A 15,344-nucleotide genomic window follows, 5' to 3' on the forward strand; every position below is an offset into this window, starting at 1 on the left:
ATGCTGCCCCCCCCCCCCCCCCCCTTTCCCCCCCCCCCCCCCCCCCCCCCCCCCCCCCCCCCCCCCCCCCCCCCCCCCCCCCCCCCCGGCCGGCGCGTGCCCCGCCGCGCCGTCACCGCACGGCTCCCCGACCGTACGCCCGTCCCTGCAACCGCACGTCCGTCACTGGAATCGCACGTCCGTCACTGCGCTGCGGCCAACGGCCGACCGGCCGGCCGCACCGGAGGAAATGGGGGTTTTCCGGATGCTCCTTCCCACCACTTCGACCGCGTCACCGCGGAACGCCCGCACCGAGGACTTCACCACCCGTACCCTGAGCGCCCTGCGCCGGCAGCGGGAGCTGTGCCACGACCCCGCGCCGACGAGCGGCCTGGTCCTCCAGGACCTTCTCGACCAGGCCCGCAGCACCTCGTTCGGGCGTGAGCACGGCCTGGGTTCCGTCGCCACGCTCGCCGGGTGGAAGAGCGCCCTGCCGATCCGCGCCTACGAGCAGTTCCGCCCGTACGTGGAACGGCAGTTGGCGGGCGAGGCGCAGGTTCTCACGCGCAGCGCGCCGTACGCCTTCCTGAAGACGTCGGGTTCCAGCGGGCACCCCAAGTACGTCCCCACCACCCGGCACTGGCGGGAGCGGTACCGGGGCCGGGGCCTGTACGCCCAGTGGGGCCTGTACTTCGAGCAGATCGGCGCCGGGCACCTGACGGCCGAGCACATCCTCGACCTCTCCTGGGAACGCACCCCCGCCACCCGGAGCCTGCACGGTTTCCCCGTCTACAGCATCTCCCGCCGGCCGGCCGCGGTCGGCCCGGAGGACTGGGTGCCGCCGTGGTACGACGCGCCCTGGCTGCGCGGGGACGACGAGGAGGAGTACGCCGACAGCCTCTACCGCAAACTGCGGCTGCTCGCCGGGGCCGACATCCGGCTGGCCGTCACCCTCAACCCGTCGAAGATCGTGGGCCTCGCCGAGCAGCTCGCGCTGCGCGGGCCCGAGCTGGTCGAGGAGGTGGCCCGTGGCACCGTCTGCGGGCGTCCGGTGAACGGCGTCGCCGCCGATCCCGGCCTTGCCCGGCATCTGGACCGGACGCTCGCGCGCCGCTCCGGAGGGCTGCGCCTGACCGACCTGTGGCCCCGCCTGTCCGTCGTCGTCTGCTGGAACTCCGCCTCCGCCGGCCTCTACCGCGACTGGCTGGACGACGTCACGCCCGGCATCCGCAAACTCCCGTTCAGCACGACCGGCACCGAGGGCATCGTCACCATCCCCGTCGACGACCACCCCTCGGCCGGTCCGCTCGCCGCCGACCAGGGCGTCTTCGAGTTCGTACCGTGCCGCGAGGACGACGACGGCGGGCCGCTGGACCCCGCCGCCGAGACCCTGGACCCGCACGAGCTGGAGACCGGACACTCCTACCGGCTCGTCATGAGCCAGGCCAACGGGCTCTACCGCTACGACGTCGGGGACGTCTACACCGTGCTCGGCCGCGTCGGCGCCCTGCCGCGCCTGGAGTTCGCCGGGCGCGCCGGCTTCGGCAGTTCCTTCACCGGCGAGAAGCTCACCGAGACCCATGTGTACGAGGCCGTACGGACCGCCTGCGCCGGCACCCTGGGGGCCCTTCCCCTGTTCACCTGCGTTCCCTCCTGGGGTACCCCGCCCGGTTATGTCCTGGCCATGGAGTGCGACCCGCAGCTGAGCGCCGCCGAACGCGAGGCCTTCACCGCCGCTGCCGAGACCGCGCTCCAGAGCTGCAACCCGGAGTACGCCGAGAAGCGGCGCAGCGGCCGGCTGCGCCCGCTGCGGCTGCTCCCGCTGGCCCCGAAGAGCTTCCTCGCCATCGCGGAGGCGCAGCGCCGCCAGGGCGCGGCGGCCATGCAGATCAAGCACCACTGGATCCAGCGGGACGACACTCTGCTGACCGTGATCGACGACCTGGGCCTGCCGCTGTACGCCTGACGCCCCCACTCCCCCGACGCGGAAAGCGGAACGATGACATCCACCGTGATCAGCGAAGCACACCCGGCCGTGGCGCACCACGTCGAGACGGTCACCGCGGCGGACGGCACCCCGCTCGCCCTGCACCATTGGACACCCGAGGCCCCCAAGGCGGCCGTCTTCTACGTGCACGGCCTGCAGAGCCACGCCGGCTGGCTCTTCGAGACCGGACCCGAACTGGCCCGCCGGCAGATCGCCGTGTACGCCCCGGACCGGCGCGGCTCCGGAGCCAGCGGCGGCCTCCGCGGCCATCTCCCCTCGGCCGGCGCCGTGCTGGACGATTACGCCACCCTCTTCCGGACCGTCCGGGCCCGGCTCGCCGGCGACATCCCGGTGACCACCGTCGGCCAGAGCTTCGGCGGCAGCCTGCTGGCCGCCCTGCTCAGCACCGGCCGCGTCGCCCCGGACGGCGTGGTGTTCTGCGCTCCAGCCCTCGGCCAGCAGCAGGCCCGTCACGGACGGGACGGAGTAGGGCGTCTTCGCGCGCTGCACGGCCACCACCACTCCCCGATCGCCCTGAAGGACGAGGACTACACCGGCGAGCAGCGCTACCTCGCCTTCATGGCGAACGACCACGCCATGCTCCGCCAGGTCACGGACGGCTTCCGGGCCGTCATGGCCGAGCTGGAACTCCTGTACACCGAGGGCGCCCCCTGGGACCTCGGCAGACCGCCGGCTCCGGTGCACTTCGCACGGCCCGCGCGGGACTCCGTGATCGACCTGGACACCGCACGGTCGGTTCTCCGTGGGGCCTGTCCGCACGCCGTGGACGCCCACTTCGACGCCGACCGCCACTACCTCGAATTCTCCCCCGTACGCACCCGGTTCTGGACCTGGCTCGCCGCTGTCGCAGCAGGCACGGAGTCCCGGTCCGCCACGGACATCGCGGTCCCTGCGCAGCCCGGCGCGGCGTTCGCCGCCCGCCCGGGAGGCCCGCGGTGAACCGTACGCTCGACCTCGTCGGCATCCGGACGGCACAGGTCCCCCTGAAGCGGCCCTTCGCCCACGCCCGGCACGCCCATGCCCGTACCCAGTCGGTCCTGCTCACCCTGCGGCTGGACGGGACCACAGGCTGGGGCGAAGGCGCTCCCCGCCCGTACGTGACCGGCGAGACGGCCGACAGCGCGGTCCAGGCCCTGCGCGGCCTCGACCTGCCCGTACTCGGCCCGCTCCTGGCGGCGGAGGGCTTCAGCCGCGCGGTGGCCGTGCTGGCCTCCCTCGACCTCCCCCGACTGCTGGGCGGTCTGCGGCCGATGCCGGCCGCCGCCGCGGCGCTGGAGACCGCGCTCCTCGACGCGCTCTGCCGGCGCTACGACCGGCCGATGTCCGCCGTCCTGGACGTCTGCCCCTGGGCGGCGGACGTGCTCACGGCCACCGGCCGCCCCCGTACGGTGAGTGAGGTGGTGGACCTCAGCCGCTCCCCCGCCGAGCAGTTGGCGGCACTGCCGCCCGACGTACGCGCCCGCCTCACCCACGTGAAGCTCAAAGCGCTGCGCAGTCCGGAGGAGACCGCCGAGCTGGCGGTCCAGGCACGCGGTCTGCTCGGCTCCTCGGTGCAGGTGTCCGTGGACGCCAACGGCGGCTGGGCGCCGGACGCCGCCGAGCGGGGCGCCCGGTTGCTGCGCGAGCGTGCCGGAGTCGACTGGATCGAAGAGCCCACCACGCCGCGGAACTGGACCGTCCTGCGCCGCATCCAGGACGGCGGGATGCCGGTGATGCTCGACGAGTCGGCGGTGGACACCACGGACGTGGAATGGGCGGCCGCCACCGGCGCCGCCTCGCTCGTCAACCTCCGCATCTCCAAGTGCGGAGGTCTGCTGCCCTCCCTGCGGACGGCCGTACGCGCCCGCGCACTCGGCCTGCGCGTGCAACTGGGCGTGCAGGTCGGCGAGATCGGCCCCCTGTGGTCGGTCGGCCGCACCCTGGCGGCGCGACTGGCCGACGTCGTGGCGGTCGAATGCGGCCGCCAGGACGAGTGGTTCCCCGCCCCGCTCACCGTTCCGCCCTACACGGTCGACCGCGAGCAGCACAGCGCTCCCCCGCCACCGGGCCCCGGCCACGGTCTGCGCCCCTCCGACGCCCTGCTCCCCCACCTGACCGACCACCCGGCCGACGACCCCGCCGACTCGGCGCCGGAGGCCGTATGACCGGACCGGGGCCGGGCCGGACACGGCAGGCGGGCAGCCAGGCAGACAGCGTCACGACAAGGCACTGAAGGAGTTCCATGCATCTCGCACGACTCATGACGGCGCACGGGCCGAGGTACGCAGTGGTGGACCGCGAGCGGAACACGGTCAGGCCCCTGGAGGGTGCGACGGGCGTGGCGGAATTGACGCGCCTGACGGAAGCGCCCCTGAAGCTCGCCGACGAGAGCCTGCCCCTGACCGAAGCCAGGCTCATGGCACCGGTGGTCCCCGGCAAGATCGTCGTCATCGGCCGCAACTACGCCGGCCGGCCGGACGCCCCCGGAGACCTGCTGATCCACCTCAAGCCCGCCACCGCGGTCGTCGGGCCGGACGAGCCGATCGTGCTCCCCGCACTCGCCCACGACGTACGGTACGAAGGCGAGCTGGCCGTCGTCATCGGCCGAACCTGCCGCTCGGTGTCTCCCGAGGACGCCGCAGCCCACGTACTCGGCTACACCTGCGCCAACGATGTGACCGCCTGGGACATCGGATCCGTCGGCGGGCAGTGGACGAAGGCCAAGGGCATGGACACGTTCTGCCCGCTCGGCCCTTGGATCAGCACGGACGTCGACCCGGCGGCCGCCGGCATCACCACCCGCGTCAACGGCGAGGTACGCCAGAAGGGCAGCACCGCTCATCTGACGCGCAGCACCGCCACGCTGGTGTCCGAGGTGAGCCGGCTGATGACCCTGCTCCCCGGCGACATCCTCCTGACCGGCACCCCCGAAGGCAGCGCGGCCCTGGAGGACGGAGACGGCGTCACCGTCGACATCGACGGTATCGGCACCCTCCGCAACCCTGTCACCGCTTCGGCCTGAGGCGGCGGCTCTGTTCAGGCGTCCCGGTAGTGATCGTGGACCTCGGGAAGTGGCCGGAAGCCGGCTGACATGTAGGTGGCGACGGCGCCGGCATGGGAGCTCGGGGTGCAGACCACCGCGTTCGAGGAGCCGAGTTTCCGGAGTGCGGCCGCCGCGGCGACGGTGATCGCCCTGCCGTAGCCGCGGCCGCGGTGGTCCGGGTGCACGCCCATCGGTTCGAGCAACCCGGGCTTTCCCGGGCCGGCCGACCACACCGTCACCGCCGCCACCGCGTCGCCCCGGTCGTCGTACGCGACCAGGCACCGGGCGTCGGCGTACGGCGATCCGGCCGCCATTGCCTGCCAGCGCTCGTCCGTGAACGTCGAACTGTCGAACGCTGCCCGTTGAAGGGCGCTTCGCACGTGGGCCTGCTGCGGACCGATCACCTCGGTCCGCACGCCCGGGTCCTTCACCGGCTCCGTGAGATCGCGGCGCAGCTGCGTCCACGGCTCGTCGGCGCTCCAGCCTTCCTCGCACAGCAGCTCGTGGACCCGAGCGCCCATCGGTGTCTCGACGTTCACCCTCCCCTCGGGCAGGACGCCGCGCTCCGGCGCGGCCACGTCCTCGGTCAGCCGCTGCGCCAGCTCCTCGTCCCGCTGTCTGTCCGGCGCGATCGCCAGCCGCAACAGCCCGGGACCGTCCAGCAGCCCCACGGCGAGAATCCGCCCGTCCCGGCTCCAGGTCCGGACCGCCGCGGCCGTGGCCTCCGTACCGAACCGCCAGAACCAGCCCAGGTCCCCCGGATGCAGTTGCACCGGCGCCCCGTCGTCCTGCCACTCCCGCAGCACACCCACGGCCTCGCTCAGCGCGTCGGCTCCCGGCCTGCCCAACACCGTCATGCCCGCGATCACACACCACCGGGCCGGCCGTCCGCACCCGGATTTCTCCTCACCGAACGAGCCCTCAAGAAGCGCTTGGACAAGGGGCGCAGGCACCACAAGCAGTCCCGGGCCATCAAGGACACCCGCGCGTCGGCGAAGGCCGGCATGAGGGAGGACGACGCCACTCCTGACGTGCGGGAAGCAGGGCACGGCCCGGTCACCCGCTCGCCGGGCCGGCCAGGCTCGTCACCGCTGTCGCCCCGGACGGCCACCGTCTGCGCCGCCTCCTCAGGGCCGCGCCGGGCGGGCCCCACAGCCGTGAGCGCCCGCCCGTGCCCGGAATGCGGGTCAGAGTTCGCGCCGGAAGGTGACCCGGTCCAGCGACGGGCCGTCGTAGTCCGCGATCGGGGCGGAGGGGGTGAAGCCGAGGGCGCGGTGGAAGGCGATCGAGCGGTCGTTCTGTGGTGAGGTGATCGCCTTGACGACGGTCCGGCCCTTCGCGCGCGCCATGTCGAAGAACCGTTCGTACAGGAAGCGGCCCAGGCCGCTGCGCCGCCAGGCGGGGGCGACCCCGGTGAAGTGGATGTAGGCCTCCCGCGGGTTGGACGGGGACAGGAAGCCGATGACGAAGCCCGCCAGTTCGCCGTCGCGCTCGGCGATCAGGCTGGTGCCGTAGAAGTGGTTCACGAACACCCGGGTCAGGTCGCGGGAGGCGGCGCGGCCCCACCAGTCGTCGACCACGCCGACGACGGTGTCGAAGTCCTGCGGCACCGCCGCGCGCGTGGTGAAGGGCTCCAGGGTGCGGACCTCCGGCGCGCCGAGCTTGCGGCGAAAGACCACCCGGTCCTGGCCCGGTCCGTCGTAGTCGCCGTGCACCGGCAGGCCGTCCACCTCCCGGTCGCCCGCTTCCGGCTCGAAGCCCATGGCCTGGTGGAAGGCGATGGATCCGGTGTTGCGCGGTGAGGTGATGGCGCGTACCTCGGTACGTCCGGCCGCTGCCGCGCGTTCGAAGAAGGCGGTGTAGAGGCGGCGGGCCACCCCTTGCTTGCGCAGTTCCGGGTCCACGCCGACGAAGTGGATGTACGCCTCGTGCGCGTGGTCGGCGGAGTGGAAGCCCACCAGGAACGCGCGGATTCCCTTCGCGTCCTCCAGCACCAGGCTGGTGTCCGCGAAGTGCTGCAGGAACAGCCGGGGCAGCAGCAGTGAGAGCTCCCGCGATTGTTCCGGGGTGCGTGAGTCGCCCCACCACTGCTGGACGCACTCCACGAGCGTGGTGTGGTCGGCCGTACGGGCCCGGCGTACGTCGTGCATGTCCTGCCTTTCGGTTGAAGACGGTGCTGTCATGGCGGTCCGGGTCGGGGTCACTTCTGGGGCGGCTTGTCGCTGCCCTGGTCCGGGCCGCCGTCCGGGATCACCGGAAGCGTCACCTTCGAGGGGTGCGCCGCGTCGTGCAGCACGGTCTGCCGTGCGGTGCGCATGTCCGTGGACTCCCCCAGCCAGCTGCCGGTGTTGGGGTTCGGGTCGTACTGCGGGTAGTCGCTGGAGGACAGGTCGAGGCGGATCCGGTGGCCCTTCTTGAACAGGTTGCTGGTCGGCCACACCTTGAGGGTGTACGCGTACACCTTGCCGGGGACGATCGGCTTCGGGTCGGTCTGCGACTCCCGGTAACTGGAGCGGATGATGCCGCTGTTCAGGTTGACCGCGGTGCCGTCGGGGTGGACGTCGATCAGTTTGGCGGTCCAGTCGGTGTCCGGTGCGGAGGACTTGGCGTGGAGCGTGACCGTGATGGGGCCGGTGACCTCGGTGTCCTTGGCCAGCGGGGCGCCGGTGTAGACGGCGACGTCGGGACGTTGCTCGATCTGCTGCTGGTCGTAGGGGCCCTGGGTGCTGATGGCCGCCGTGCAGCAGGAGTGTCCGCCGATGCTGGGTACGGGGTTGCGCGGGTCGTACGTGTAGTGGTCGGCCGGGGTGCCCTTGGCGGGCGGGGCCGTGGAGAGCGTGCCGTCCTGGGTGTTGCCGGCCGCGTGGCCGGTGCTGGAGAGGTAGTAATCGGTCCAGCGGGTCTGCGGGAGCGGCCAGGAGGGCGCGGTGCGCCACTTGTCGGCGCCCATGACGAAGTAGTCCACGCCGTTCTCGCGGACGCCGTTGTCCTTGCCCTTGAGGTGGTGGTCCCACCAGGCGAGCATCATCTCGTTGACGGGGCTGTTGCCCGCCGGGCCGATCCGTTTGAGCATCGGGGCGGGGTTGCTGGCCGGGCGGCCCCAGCCGGTGTGGTCCCAGGGGCCGACGACGAGCCGCTGGTTGGCGCGGGCCTCGGGCGAGCCGCCGCGCTCGGCCATGCCCTGGTAGTTGCGTATCGAGCCGTCCAGGAAGGCGTCGTACCAGCCGGCGTAGTTGAGGACCGGGATGCCGATCTTGCCGTAGTTCTCCTTCGGTGCCCACCTGCGCCAGTAAGCGTCGTACGTCCGGTGTTCGATCCAGTCGAAGAAGTACGGGGCGACCTTCGGGTCACCGGGGTGGAAGGGCCGGAAGCGGTTGTACGGGGCGCTGCCCAGCCACTTCTGTACGTCCTGGTAGTCCCGGTTGACCTGGTCGTGGGTGGCCCGGTCGCCGCGGTTGGCCGCGGCGGACGGGACGATCTTGCGCATGGCCCACGGGATGACGAAGTTGAGCCGGAAGGCGCCGCCTTCGTAGGTCCAGCCGTCGTGGTAATCGTCGGAGGTCTTGTCCGGCACGATCGTCTTCAGGTGCGGTGGGCGCTCCTGGGCGGCCAGCCACTGGGTGGCGCCCACGTAGGAGGAGCCGTACATCCCCACCTTGCCGTTGGAGCCGGGCAGCCGGGCCGCCCATTCGACGCTGTCGTAGCCGTCCTTCGCCTCGTTGGCGAACTCGTAGAAGTCGCCGTCCGAGGCGTACTGGCCGCGGACGTCCTGGACCACGACGAGGTAGCAGTGCGAGGCGAACCACTGCGGGGTCTGGTAGCCGGCGGGCTGGACCTCGGCCTCCTTCTTGCCGTACTGCGTACGCATCAGGATGACCGGGACCTTCTCGTCGGTGCGCGGCCGGTGGACGTCCGCGCGCAGGACGGTGCCGTCCCGCATGCGCGCGCCGACGTCGGTGGTCGTACCGACCTTGCAGGGGCCCTTGCCGGTGCTGGGCGGCCAGGCGCCTTCCGCGGAGTCCGGAGCCGGTCCGGGTGTGGCTTGGAAAGCCAGCGCGCAGGCCCCGGTGAGCGCCAGGGCGGTCCAGCCGGCCTTCCGCGCCGTCCGGTTCACCGCCGCACCTCCCCTGCACCGCCCGCGTGCAGCGTGTCCGGGCCGATGTCCGCGATCGTCGTGCAGCCGGAGAGCCCCATCGTCAGGTCGAAATCCGCGAGCAGACCGCGTACGACGTGCTCCACGCCCGCGGCGCCGCCGAGGGCCAGCCCGTAGACGTACGGACGTCCCAGCAGCACCGCCCGCGCGCCCAGGGCCAGTGCTTTGAACACGTCGGCGCCACCGCGGATGCCGGAGTCGAAGAGCACCTCCGTTTCGGCGCCGACCTCGGCCACGACGTCGACCAGCGCGTCCAGCGCGGCCACCGCCCCGTCCACCTGCCGGCCGCCGTGATTGGACACCACGATGCCGTCCATTCCGGCCCGCACCGCCCGGCGTGCGTCGTCGGGGTGCACGATGCCCTTCAGGACGATCGGCCCGTCCCAGTGCTCCCGCAGGAAGCCCAGCTCGTCCCAGGTGTGCGCCTTGCCGCTGAAGATCGGCAGCCACTGCATGGCGGCGCCTTGCGGGTCCTCTTCCACCGGCCGTACCAGCCGGGAGCGGAAGACGGGGTCGGAGAGCGGGATCGCCACGCCGTTGCCGCGCAGGAACGGCAGGTAGGCCTGGTCGAGGTCGTGCGGCCGCCAGGCGAGCTGCCAGGTGTCCAGCGTGACGACCAGGGTCGTGTAGCCGGTCGCGCGGGCCCGCTTGAGGATGCTGGCGGTCACCTCGTCGTCGTGCGGCCAGTACAGCTGGAACCAGCGCTGCCCGTCGGCGCCGTTGGCCTCCGCGACCTCCTCGATCGTGTGCGAGGCGGCGGTGCTCAGCACCATCGGTACGCCGGTGGCGGCGGCCGCGCGGGCGGTGGCCAGTTCGCCGTCCGGGTGGACCAGGGACTGCACACCGATCGGAGCGAGGACAACGGGAGCGGCCAGTTCGCTGCCGAGTACGGTGGTGCGCTGGTCGCGTGCGGTGGCGTCGCGCAGCATACGCGGGACGATGCGGTGCCGGTCGAAGGCGGCGCGGTTGGCGCGTGCGGTGGCGCCGCTGCCGGCCGCGCCGGCGACGTACCAGTACGGCTGGGGGCCGAGGCGCTCGCGGGCCACGTCCTCCAGAGCGCCGAAGTCGGTGGTGAACGGCGGGGTCTCGTCCCGGAGCCCGCGCAGGTAGATCTGGAACTGGTAGTCCGCGTAGCCGCGTTCGGGCGCTGTCATGTGCTGGTGTGCTCCTTCTTCCGTTCTTCCGGTTCGGCTGCCGCCCCTGGAGGCGTGTTCCGGCCCAGTCCGAGCAGGAGCAGGGCCAGCTGGGCGCCGGCCGGTCCCAGCGCCTCCTGGTAGCCGCGCAGTACGGCGTTCTCCCAGGCCAGGTCGGTACGCGGGTGTCCCACGGCGCGGCGCGCGTCCTGCAGGCTGCGGTCCTCGGCGGTGCGCAGGCGGATGAGCCGGGCGATGTCGCGGTCCAGCTCGTGGACACGGGCCCGGTGGCGGGCCGGGCCGTCGAGGTCGTCCAGGCCGCCGTTCACCGCGTCGGTCCGCTCGTTCACAGCCGGTCCGGCTGCCGCAGGAGGTCCCGGTACGCGGTGGCCACCCGTGCCACCAACGCGGCGGACACCTGGTCCGGCCGGTGTCCGAAAATCACCTCGGCGCCGCCCGCGCCGTCCGGCCACACTTCCACCTCCAGCTCGTGCACCGCCCGCGGCTCCGGTTCCCGTACGGGCTCGGCTGCGCAGCCCGCCAGGTCCAGTCGCCGCGGCGGGCTCTCCTGGAGCGCGAACATCGTCTGGAAGAGCGGATGCCGGGACCGGGCCCGCGCCGGGTCGGCGGCCAGCCGTACCACCTCCTCGAACGGCACGTCCTGTGCGGCCAGGCTGGCGTGGATGCCCTCCAGGTGGCGGGGCAGCGCGTCGGCCGTTCCGTCCCCGGCCGGGCGCATCCGGAAGCAGACCACGTCGATCAGGCAGCCGATCGCGTCGGCGGTGTCCGGGTGGTACCGCTTGGCGACGGGGGCGCCCACCGCCAGGTCGTGCTGTCCGGTCGCGGCTCCGAGGGCTTCGGCGTACGTCGCCAGCAGGACCGCGAAACGGGTGCTGCCGTGGCGCCGGGCCCGCTCTTCCACGGCCGCGTACTCGGCGGCGGAGAGGGCGAAGCGGGACGGCGAGGCCGTGGGAGCGTCCGGGGGCGTCTCGGGGGCGGGCAGGGTCAGCGGTGGCACGCCGGCCAGTTCGGTGCGCCAGTACGCGCGCTGCTCGTCGCCTGTGTCCCCGTCGGCCTGCGCGCGGTGGCCCGCCAGGACGGCCGCCAGCGGGGCGGGACGCGCGGCCCGGTGCGCCTCGCCGCGCAGCCGGGCCGCGTAGGCCGCCGACAGGTCCTCGGTCAGCGGCCGTTCGGAGCCGCCGTCGAAGGCGATGTGGTGCACCACGATGCCCAGCAGCCAGTGGGCGCCGGTTCCCCATGGCGCCATGACACAGCGCCAGTTGGCCCCGGAGCCGATGTCCAGTGGCCGGAGGAGCGCGGCGTGTACGGAAGTGAGGGCGGCCGTCTCGTCCGCGGCCCGGTCCAGGATCCGTACGTCCACGGGTGCGGCCGGCCCGTCCAGGACCGCCACCGGGCGGCGGTCGAAGACGTACCGGGCGTGCAGCGACTGGTGCCGCCGGTGCACGTCGTCCGCCGCGGCCCGGAACGCCTCCGGGTCGAAGTCGCCGGTCAGCCGCCACAGCAGGACGCAGTGCGCGGCGGTGCCGGCCGGGTCGAGCTGCTGCTCGTACAGGAAGCCGGTCTGGACGGGGAGCAGCGGCAGTGGGCCTGCTCGCGTCGGTTCCCCGGGCCCTGAAGGGACTTCCGTCCGCCGCTTCTCGATCCACTGCGTCAGGTCGCGTACGGTCGGGCCCGCGATCAGTACGGAGGCCGGTACGGGGACGCCGGTACGCCCGCCGATACGGACGCACAGCCGGGCGCCGTCCAGCGAGGTGCCGCCCAGCGCGAAGAGCGAGGCGTCGGCGGGGATGCTCTCCGGGTCCGTACGCAGTACCTCCGCGAAGGCCGCGGTCACCTGGCCCGCGACCGAGCCGTCCCCCGAGCCGGGGAGCGGCCGCGTCCCGCCCCGGGGCCTGGCCGCTTCCGTACGTGCCGTGACCAGGTCCAGCAGCGCGGCGGTGTCCAGCTTCCCGTTGTCGGTCAGCGGGAAGCCGGGCACGCAGGCCAGTGCCCGCGGTATCAGGTATTCCGGCAGCCGCTCGGCCAGTGCGCGGCGTACCGTCTCCTCGCGTACCGGTTCCGCGCCGTCCCGCACCGTGTACGCGGCGGCCAGCCCCACGCAGCTCCCGTCCTCCGTCAGCGGGACGACGGCGCACCGGAGCACCCCGGGCACCTGGGCCGCTGCGGCTTCCACCTCGCCCGGCTCGATGCGGTGCCCGCGTACCTTGACCTGGCGGTCGCCGCGGCCCGCGTAGTGCAGTGTGCCGTCGGCGGTGCGGTGGCCCAGGTCGCCGGTGCGGTAGACGCGGCGTACGGTCCCGTCGGCCGACGGGACCTCGACGAAGACACGTGCGGTCTGCTCCGGGTCCGCGAGGTAGCCGCGGGCCAGTCCGGCGCCCGCGACGCAGATTTCGCCGGTGGTGCCCGGCGGGACCGGCCGCAGTTCGTCGTCCAGGACGAAGACTTCGGTGCGTCCGACCGGGCGGCCCACCGGGATCTGCGTGCCGGGGGCCTGGTCGTCGGCGATGTCGGCGGCCGTGATCCGGTGGGTGGTGGCGAAGACGGTGGTCTCGACGGGGCCGTAACCGTTCACCAGGGTGGTGCGGGGGTGTGCCCGTACGAAGCGGCGGACGTGTGCGGGCGAGAGCCGCTCGCCGCCCACCATGAGCTGCCGCAGCCCGTGGAAGCAGTCCAGGTCCTCCTCCACGAACAGGTGGAACAGCGAGGCGGTGAGCCACAGCGTGTTCACGTCCGCCCGGTGTACGAGGTCGCGCAGCCCGTCCGCCGTCAGGTAGGGCTCGTCCACCAGGACGGCGGTGCCTCCGTTCAGCAGCGTTCCCCACAGTTCCAGGGAGGCGGCGTCCCAGGGCAGCGGGGCGGCCTGCGGCCAGACCGTGTCGGGGCCGAGGTCCGCGAAGCGGGACGCCGGTTCGGCCGTGAACAGCCGTACCGTTCCGGCGTGCGGGGAGAGTACGCCCTTGGGGCGTCCGGTGCTGCCGGAGGTGAAGAAGACGCAGCAGGTGTCCGTCTCCCGTACGGGTACAGGCGTCAGGGGCGGGGCGGTGGCGGCGGCCTCCTCGACGTCCGTGCCGGGCGCCCACACCGGGACGGGCAGCGCTTGCGGGTAGGCGGGGGAGGCGGCGGTCAGCGGGGCATCCGCCCGCCGCGTCAGTTCCGCGATCCGGGGCGCGGGCCAGCGGGGGTCCATGGCCGCGTAGGCGGCACCGAGTTTCAGGACCGCCAGGACGGTCGCCACATAGCGCGGGGAGCGCGGCATCAGGACGGGCACGATGTCTCCGGCGCGGACGCCTGCCGCGGCGAGTCCAGCCGCGTAGGCGTCCGAGGCGCGGTCCAGCGTCCGGTAGCTCACGGACCGGTCCCGGTGGAGCAGTGCGGTGGCGTCCGGGCGCTCCGCCGCCCGCTGCCGGAAGATCTCGTGCACCACCGTCATCGTCCACTCCCGGTGCTCAGCGGTTGCGGCCCGTCCTCGTCCAGGTACGGACCACCGGCCTGCGAGGTGTCCAGCTTCTCCGTCGGCGGGACCGCCTGTTCGGCCCCCTCCGGGCTGTGCGCCCGCCCGAGCCGCAGCCCCGCCCCGACGCATGCCACGCACCCTGTGCCCAGCACCACGGCCAGCAGCCACGGCTGCCCCCCGGTCAGCAGCCAGCCGCCCAGCAGCGGCCCTACGACCAGGCCTGCCGACATGGCCGCGGAGTAGGCGCCGTTGTACCTGCCGCGCACCTGGTCACCGGCCAGGGAGTTGACGAGGGTGGGCAGCGCCACGGCCAGCAGTGCCTCCCCGACGGCGAAGACCGCCAGCGCGACGATCACCAGCGCGGCCTGGGCCGCCGTACCGCTGCTCACGGTGGCCAGCAGGAGCAGCAGCCAGCTCACCGCCCAGCTCCCGGCGGTCCCGGCGAGCAGGACGGCGGGCCGGGCCCGGGAAATCCGGGTCACCGCCGCGAACTGGATCAGCACGATGCAGCAGGTGTTGGCCACGAATCCCCACGCCATGACCCGCGCGTCCATGCCGCGCACCGCGACCAGCCCGGGGATGCTGGACTCCAGCTGCCCGTACCCGACCACCATCAGCGCGACGGTGAAGGCCAGCACCTTGAGCAGCGCGCGGTCCCGGAGGACGACGGCGTAGCCGCGGGGTCCGGCGGCGGGCTCGGCGGCGTCCGGGTCCGGTCCTTCCGTCCGCCGTCCCACCGCGAGGACGAGGACGGCGCCGGCCGCCAGGAAGGACAGGCCGTCGCAGACGTACAGCAGTTGGAAGCGGCCCGGGTCGGCCGTGGAGGCGAAGATCCCGCCGAGCAGGCCGCCGAGCCCCACGCCCGCGTTGAGCCCGACGAACTGGAGGCCGAACGCCGTGGAACGGGCCTCCCCCGTCACGCTCCGGGCGATGGCGGTGTTCCACACGGAGACCATCGCCCCGTACGCCACTCCGTAGGCCAGCCCGGCGAGGATCGCGCCGCCCACCCCGGTGACCAGGGCGAAGGCGGCCGTGCCGAGGGCCGCGGTGGCCATCGCGGCGGCGGCCGTGCCGCGCAGGGAGCGGCCGTCGGCCAGCCGCCCGGCCAGCGGGCCGCCCAGCAGCGACGCCACCGCGATCACCGAGATGACGGCGGTGGCGGCGCCCACCGGCAGTCCGCGTACCCGGGTCAGGTAGAGGACCAGGAAGGGCTGCACCAGTCCGGTGCCCACCGAACTGACCAGGTTGGCGCCCATCACCGCCCGGGTGCGGGGCGGGAGGTGCCGCAGGGCGGCCACTGACTGGATCTTCACGGCCGGGCGGTCTCCTCGTGCCCGGCTCCGGCCGCCGTCACCGCGGCGCCGACGGCCCGCAGCGAGGCGTCCTCCAGCAGCGCGCCCAGCGCCACCGGAACGCCGAACTCCTCGCGCAGCCGCTGCACCAGGGCCATGGCCTGGAGGGACGTACCGCCCAGGGCGAAGAAGTCGTCCTCCGGGCCGAGGGGCGCCCCGGTGTCCAGGTCCAGGATCTCCCGCCAGATTCCGGCGGTCCTCTCCTCTGCCGTCGGCATGTGT

General features: G+C 73.3%; 12 protein-coding genes. 4 read left to right on the plus strand and 8 right to left on the minus strand.

Annotation, left to right across the window (positions count from 1 at the left end; translation table 11 throughout):
• Nucleotides 1-244 precede the first annotated feature (244 nt).
• The 4 genes from ACZ4Z1_RS27835 (at nt 245) to ACZ4Z1_RS27850 (ending at nt 4,988) form a co-directional block, all read left to right on the plus strand.
• Nucleotides 245-1,945: a GH3 auxin-responsive promoter family protein gene (locus tag ACZ4Z1_RS27835; protein ID WP_468489368.1), complete on the plus strand. Its 1,701-nt coding sequence runs from the start codon at nt 245-247 to the stop codon at nt 1,943-1,945.
• Nucleotides 1,946-1,978: 33 nt separating this feature from the next.
• Nucleotides 1,979-2,926, plus strand: coding sequence for an alpha/beta hydrolase (locus tag ACZ4Z1_RS27840; RefSeq protein ID WP_468489369.1), 948 nt, complete (start codon nt 1,979-1,981; stop codon nt 2,924-2,926).
• Nucleotides 2,923-4,131 carry an enolase C-terminal domain-like protein gene (locus tag ACZ4Z1_RS27845; protein WP_468489370.1) on the plus strand — a complete coding sequence of 403 codons (1,209 nt, stop codon included), beginning with the start codon at nt 2,923-2,925 and terminating at the stop codon, nt 4,129-4,131. Before ACZ4Z1_RS27840 ends, ACZ4Z1_RS27845 begins: the two co-directional genes overlap by 4 nt.
• 77 nt (nt 4,132-4,208) lie before the next feature.
• Nucleotides 4,209-4,988, plus strand: coding sequence for a fumarylacetoacetate hydrolase family protein (locus tag ACZ4Z1_RS27850; protein ID WP_468489371.1), 780 nt, complete (start codon nt 4,209-4,211; stop codon nt 4,986-4,988).
• Nucleotides 4,989-5,002: 14 nt separating this feature from the next.
• On the opposite strand, the gene ACZ4Z1_RS27855 is transcribed toward ACZ4Z1_RS27850, so the two are convergent.
• The 8 genes from ACZ4Z1_RS27855 to ACZ4Z1_RS27890 all read right to left on the minus strand — a co-directional run bounded on the left by ACZ4Z1_RS27855 (nt 5,003) and on the right by ACZ4Z1_RS27890 (nt 15,340).
• The gene (locus tag ACZ4Z1_RS27855; RefSeq protein WP_468489372.1) at nt 5,003-5,866 is read right to left on the minus strand and encodes a GNAT family N-acetyltransferase; all 864 of its coding nucleotides are present in this window, start codon (nt 5,864-5,866) and stop codon (nt 5,003-5,005) included.
• 330 nt (nt 5,867-6,196) lie between these two features.
• A complete protein-coding gene (locus ACZ4Z1_RS27860) occupies nt 6,197-7,159 on the minus strand; it encodes a GNAT family N-acetyltransferase (RefSeq protein ID WP_468489373.1) in 963 nt (320 codons plus the stop codon).
• Nucleotides 7,160-7,209: 50 nt separating this feature from the next.
• Nucleotides 7,210-9,123 (minus strand): CocE/NonD family hydrolase, encoded by a 1,914-nt coding sequence (locus ACZ4Z1_RS27865; protein WP_468489374.1) that lies wholly within the window; start codon nt 9,121-9,123, stop codon nt 7,210-7,212.
• Nucleotides 9,120-10,316 carry a lactate 2-monooxygenase gene (locus ACZ4Z1_RS27870; RefSeq protein ID WP_468489375.1) on the minus strand — a complete coding sequence of 399 codons (1,197 nt, stop codon included), beginning with the start codon at nt 10,314-10,316 and terminating at the stop codon, nt 9,120-9,122. The genes ACZ4Z1_RS27865 and ACZ4Z1_RS27870 overlap by 4 nt, the downstream gene beginning before the upstream one ends.
• Nucleotides 10,313-10,645 carry a hypothetical protein gene (locus tag ACZ4Z1_RS27875; protein WP_468489376.1) on the minus strand — a complete coding sequence of 111 codons (333 nt, stop codon included), beginning with the start codon at nt 10,643-10,645 and terminating at the stop codon, nt 10,313-10,315. Before ACZ4Z1_RS27875 ends, ACZ4Z1_RS27870 begins: the two co-directional genes overlap by 4 nt.
• The gene (locus ACZ4Z1_RS27880) at nt 10,642-13,746 is read right to left on the minus strand and encodes an amino acid adenylation domain-containing protein (protein WP_468489377.1); all 3,105 of its coding nucleotides are present in this window, start codon (nt 13,744-13,746) and stop codon (nt 10,642-10,644) included. Before ACZ4Z1_RS27880 ends, ACZ4Z1_RS27875 begins: the two co-directional genes overlap by 4 nt.
• Nucleotides 13,743-15,083 (minus strand): MFS transporter, encoded by a 1,341-nt coding sequence (locus ACZ4Z1_RS27885; RefSeq protein ID WP_468489378.1) that lies wholly within the window; start codon nt 15,081-15,083, stop codon nt 13,743-13,745. The genes ACZ4Z1_RS27880 and ACZ4Z1_RS27885 overlap by 4 nt, the downstream gene beginning before the upstream one ends.
• Nucleotides 15,080-15,340 (minus strand): acyl carrier protein, encoded by a 261-nt coding sequence (locus ACZ4Z1_RS27890; protein WP_468489379.1) that lies wholly within the window; start codon nt 15,338-15,340, stop codon nt 15,080-15,082. The genes ACZ4Z1_RS27885 and ACZ4Z1_RS27890 overlap by 4 nt, the downstream gene beginning before the upstream one ends.
• Nucleotides 15,341-15,344 lie beyond the last annotated feature (4 nt).

It is taken from the genome of Streptomyces sp. NPDC030165 (genome assembly GCF_055573595.1).